Source organism: Pseudomonas sp. NPDC089569, assembly GCF_050280625.1.
In the GTDB taxonomy this organism is placed as follows: Bacteria; Pseudomonadota; Gammaproteobacteria; order Pseudomonadales; family Pseudomonadaceae; genus Aquipseudomonas.
In genome coordinates, this window is the sequence record NZ_JBNNVQ010000198.1 from 1 (window position 1) to 4,052 (window position 4,052).

A 4,052-nucleotide genomic window follows, 5' to 3' on the forward strand; every position below is an offset into this window, starting at 1 on the left:
GGACATGTGCTTCGACGACGGCTGGGTCTACGATTGGGACCTGATCGGTTCACACTTCCGCTACGGCAAGACCGAAGCGCTCTCCGACCTGATGGCCAATGAAGGCAAGAACTTCACGTCGCCGACTCTGGACATCAAGGATTTCATCGGCACCTCGTTCACCACGGCGCCCGACGGCAAGCTCTATCAATTGCCCGACCAGCAGTTCGCCAACCTCTACTGGTTCCGCGCCGACTGGTTCGAGCGGGCGGACCTCAAGGCCAAGTTCAAGGAAAAGTACGGTTACGAGTTGGGTGTGCCGGTGAACTGGTCCGCCTATGAAGACATCGCCAAGTTCTTCAGCGAAGACGTCAAGGAAATCGACGGCAAGCGCGTCTACGGGCACATGGACTACGGCAAGAAAGACCCGTCCCTGGGCTGGCGTTTCACCGATGCCTGGTTCTCCATGGCCGGTGGTGGCGACAAGGGCCTGCCCAATGGCTTGCCGGTGGACGAATGGGGCATTCGCGTCGAGGATTGCCATCCGGTCGGCTCCAGCGTGACCCGTGGTGGCGATACCAATGGCCCGGCGGCGGTGTTCGCGACGACCAAATACGTTGACTGGCTGAAAAAATATGCACCACCGGAAGCGGCGGGCATGACGTTCTCCGAATCAGGCCCCGTACCCTCCCAGGGCAACATCGCCCAGCAGATCTTCTGGTACACCGCCTTCACCGCCGACATGACCAAGCCGGGCCTGCCGGTGGTGAACGCCGATGGCACGCCGAAATGGCGCATGGCGCCATCGCCGCGCGGACCCTATTGGGAGGAGGGGATGAAGCTGGGGTATCAGGACGTGGGTTCCTGGACCTTCATGAAGTCGACACCCGAGAAGCAAAAACTCGCGGCCTGGCTCTATGCGCAGTTCGTGACCTCGAAAACCGTTTCGCTGAAGAAAACCATCGTCGGCCTGACGCCAATTCGCGAGTCGGATATCAACTCGCAAGCCATGACCGATCTGGCGCCGAAACTCGGTGGCCTGGTGGAGTTCTACCGCAGCCCGGCCCGCGTGCAATGGACCCCGACCGGGACCAACGTGCCGGACTACCCACGTCTGGCGCAACTGTGGTGGAGTCATATCGCCGAAGCAGCCAGTGGCGACAAGTCTCCGCAAGAGGCACTGGATGGGCTGGCCAAGGATCAGGACGCAATCATGAGCCGTCTTGAACGCTCCAAGGCCCAGGCCACCTGCGCGCCGAAAATGAACCCTGAGCGCGATGCGCAATACTGGTTCGATCAGCCGGGCGCACCTAAGCCGAAACTGGCGAACGAGAAACCGAAGGGTGAGACCGTGAGCTATAACGAGCTGCTCAAGTCGTGGGCGGATGCGCGTAAATAAAATGTCTGGACTGTGAAAGGCGAACGGCACCGAAAGGTGCCGTTTTTGTTTTTGCCTGTTCCGACGCTATCGCGAGCAGGCTCGCTCCCACAGGTTTCATTGGTATTCACAGAAACTGAGTACGACCCGAATCATTGTGGGAGCAACTGTCTTCACTCTGCGATTCCTTACACCCCATGTTTTCAGCTGAATGAAGCCGTGTCAGCGGCGGTGGTCGCGGGTCAGGCAGAATATGGTGCGTGCTCAGGTCAGGGCTGCGAGATAGTCAATCGTCTGCGGAAAGCGCTCCACCAGACGGATCAAGGTCGTGGCTTGGGCGTTGGGAGTTGCACGCCCTTGTTCCCAATTCTCCAGGGTTCGGGTGTTGGTACGTAAATACATCGCGAAAACCGACCGGGAGAGATTGAGTTGATGGCGAATGGCAACCACCTCCTCGGCGGTAATGGGCATCAGTTCTGGCAGCTGAACCTTGTGGGTTCGCAGCGTGATCTTGCCTTGGCGCTCATCGGCCAGAGCGTCGAGGCCATCCATCAGTTCGGCAAAAATGTCACGTCTCATAGTGGAATCTCGTTTTTATTTCTCTATCCAGTGTTTGTCTGAAAAGCGTTTTCTGGGAGGGCGACAGGTCGTCTTTCTCGTCTTTGCCATACACGGTGAACAGCCAGAACTGATTGAAGCCTGACCACCAGTAATAAATCACCCGTAAGCCACCGCGCTTGCCTTTACTTCGTCGTTGGTCGCAGAAGCGAATTTTGCGAAGCCCACCGGTCCCTTCAATAAGATCGCCAGCTTCGGGATTCTTCAGCAACTCCAACTGAAAGCTGCGAAACAAATCATCATCCATGTAATCGTCTCGATGTTTCTGAAACATACGCAACTCGATAAATAGAGCATCCATGTTCTGTACGTTACCTGCGTATAGTTTTGCCTCCGTAATCGAAATGGTCAAGGCATCGAAGCTAACCTTTTCGTTCCCGTTTTTAACGCTAGACCCCGCTCGTAAAAACACTTGTAGGGCGAGTCGACCAGTCCAGTGAGATCATTCGGGGATTACAGAAGGAGGGGAGGGCAGCGGTAACAAATCCCCCGAACGCAAAAACGGCACCCGAAGGTGCCGTTTCTGTTTACTGCCCAATGTCGCCGAGCGATCAGCCCGCCAGGCCCGACTGTTGAACCAGGTTCAGCAGCGGTTGTGGGTACAGGCCGAGGAAGAACGCCAGTACTGCGATGGCCAGCAGCATCACGCCGCCTGCACGTTGTTCCCAGTGCAGTTGCGCATCGTGACGACGCAGGTTCGGTTCGATCAGGTACAGGGTGACCATCACACGCAGGTAGTAGAACACGCCGATGGCGCTGCCCAGTACCAGGGAGCCGACCAGCCACCACTGATGCGACTGAACGCCGGTGGCGATGATGTAGAACTTGCCGATGAAGCCTGCGGTCAGCGGGATACCGGCCAGGGACAGCATCATCACGGTCAGTACGGCGGTCAGGTACGGACGGCGCCAGAACAGGCCGCGGTATTCGTACAGGGCATCCGCGTCACGGCCGTTGTACGGCGAGGACATCAGGGTGATTACGCCGAAGGCGCCCAGGCTGGTGATCACGTAGGTGACCAGGTACACGCCGATGGCTTCCACCGCCAGGCCCTTGCTGGCCACCAGGGCGATCAGCAGGTAACCGAAGTGAGCGATGGACGAGTAACCCAGCAGACGCTTGAGGTTGCTCTGGGTCAGGGCCAGCAGGTTACCGAACAGGATCGACGCGATGGCAATGATGGTCAGCACGTTGCTCAGTACACCACTGCTCGCGGCAGGGGAGATCTGGAACAGACGCACCATCACCGCGAACACAGCGACCTTCGAAGCGGTCGCCAGGAACGCCGCCACCGGTGCCGGAGCACCTTCGTAGACGTCCGGGGTCCAGAGGTGGAACGGTACCAGCGACAGTTTGAACGCCAAGCCGATCAGCATCATGCCCAGACCCAGTTGCGCCAGCGAACTTGGCATGCCGGTGGCCGTCAGGGCCTGTCCGATGCCGCTGAAGCTCAGGGAGCCGGCGTCGGCGTAGAGCAGGGCCATGCCGAACAACAGGAACGCGGAACCGGCAGCCGACAGCACCATGTACTTGATGCCGGCTTCCAGCGAACGCTTGTTGAAGAAGGCGTACGCCACCAGGCCGTAAACCGGTACCGACAGCAGTTCCAGACCGACGAACAACCCGGCCAGGTGCTGTGCGCTGACCAGAACCAGGCCACCGGCAGCGGCCATCAGGATCAGCAGGTACAGTTCTTCACGGTTGCCCGGGTAACCCGAGCCGCCATCGCCCAGGTAGGCGTGGGCGAGGGTGACGCAGGCGAGGGTGGCGACCAGGATCAGCGCCATGTACAGGCAGGCGAATGTGTCGATCTGCAGCAAGGGGGTCACGGCCAGCGGCGCGACTTTCAGTGCAGGCAGGATCGACAGCAAGGCCAGGTTCAGACCCGCCACCGACAGCAGGAAGGTCTGGGAGTGGTTGCGGCGCCAGGCGATAGCCAGCATCACCACGATGATCGTGGCGCTGGTGATCAACAATGGCGATGATTACCCTCGGGACTCAAGAGCCGTACCGGATGTTCACTTCTCGTGCCGAGTACCGTCTGATTCTGCGCGAAGACAACGCCGACCTGCGGTTG

Annotated in this window: 4 protein-coding genes and 1 pseudogene; 2 read left to right on the top strand and 3 right to left on the bottom strand. The window is 59.1% G+C overall.

Annotated elements, in window-relative coordinates; genetic code table 11:
- Window positions 1-1,378 (top strand): carbohydrate ABC transporter substrate-binding protein (locus ACQKP2_RS31980; RefSeq protein WP_427582265.1); only part of this gene is annotated, 1,378 nt, incomplete at its 5' end.
- A gap of 243 nt (window positions 1,379-1,621) precedes the next feature.
- Here ACQKP2_RS31980 and ACQKP2_RS31985 read toward each other — a convergent pair.
- The 3 genes from ACQKP2_RS31985 to nuoN form a co-directional block, all read right to left on the bottom strand.
- Window positions 1,622-1,936 (bottom strand): helix-turn-helix domain-containing protein, encoded by a 315-nt coding sequence (locus tag ACQKP2_RS31985; RefSeq protein WP_427582266.1) that lies wholly within the window; start codon window positions 1,934-1,936, stop codon window positions 1,622-1,624.
- Window positions 1,926-2,276 carry a toxin gene (locus ACQKP2_RS31990; RefSeq protein ID WP_427582267.1) on the bottom strand — a complete coding sequence of 117 codons (351 nt, stop codon included), beginning with the start codon at window positions 2,274-2,276 and terminating at the stop codon, window positions 1,926-1,928. The genes ACQKP2_RS31985 and ACQKP2_RS31990 overlap by 11 nt, the downstream gene beginning before the upstream one ends.
- A gap of 250 nt (window positions 2,277-2,526) precedes the next feature.
- On the bottom strand, window positions 2,527-3,951 hold the full coding sequence (gene nuoN, locus ACQKP2_RS31995) for an NADH-quinone oxidoreductase subunit NuoN (protein ID WP_427582268.1): 1,425 nt from the start codon (window positions 3,949-3,951) through the stop codon (window positions 2,527-2,529).
- Between the two features lie 5 nt (window positions 3,952-3,956).
- On the opposite strand from nuoN, the pseudogene ACQKP2_RS32000 reads away from it, so the two are divergent.
- Window positions 3,957-4,052: pseudogene (locus ACQKP2_RS32000) on the top strand (hypothetical protein); the annotation flags it as partial.

What these genes read in the sequence shown, in the direction of transcription:
- ACQKP2_RS31990 (WP_427582267.1), bottom strand. Translation starts at nt 2,276, where the DNA reads ATGGATGCTCTATTTATCGAGTTGCGTATGTTTCAGAAACATCGAGAC.
- ACQKP2_RS31985 (WP_427582266.1), bottom strand. Translation starts at nt 1,936, where the DNA reads ATGAGACGTGACATTTTTGCCGAACTGATGGATGGCCTCGACGCTCTG.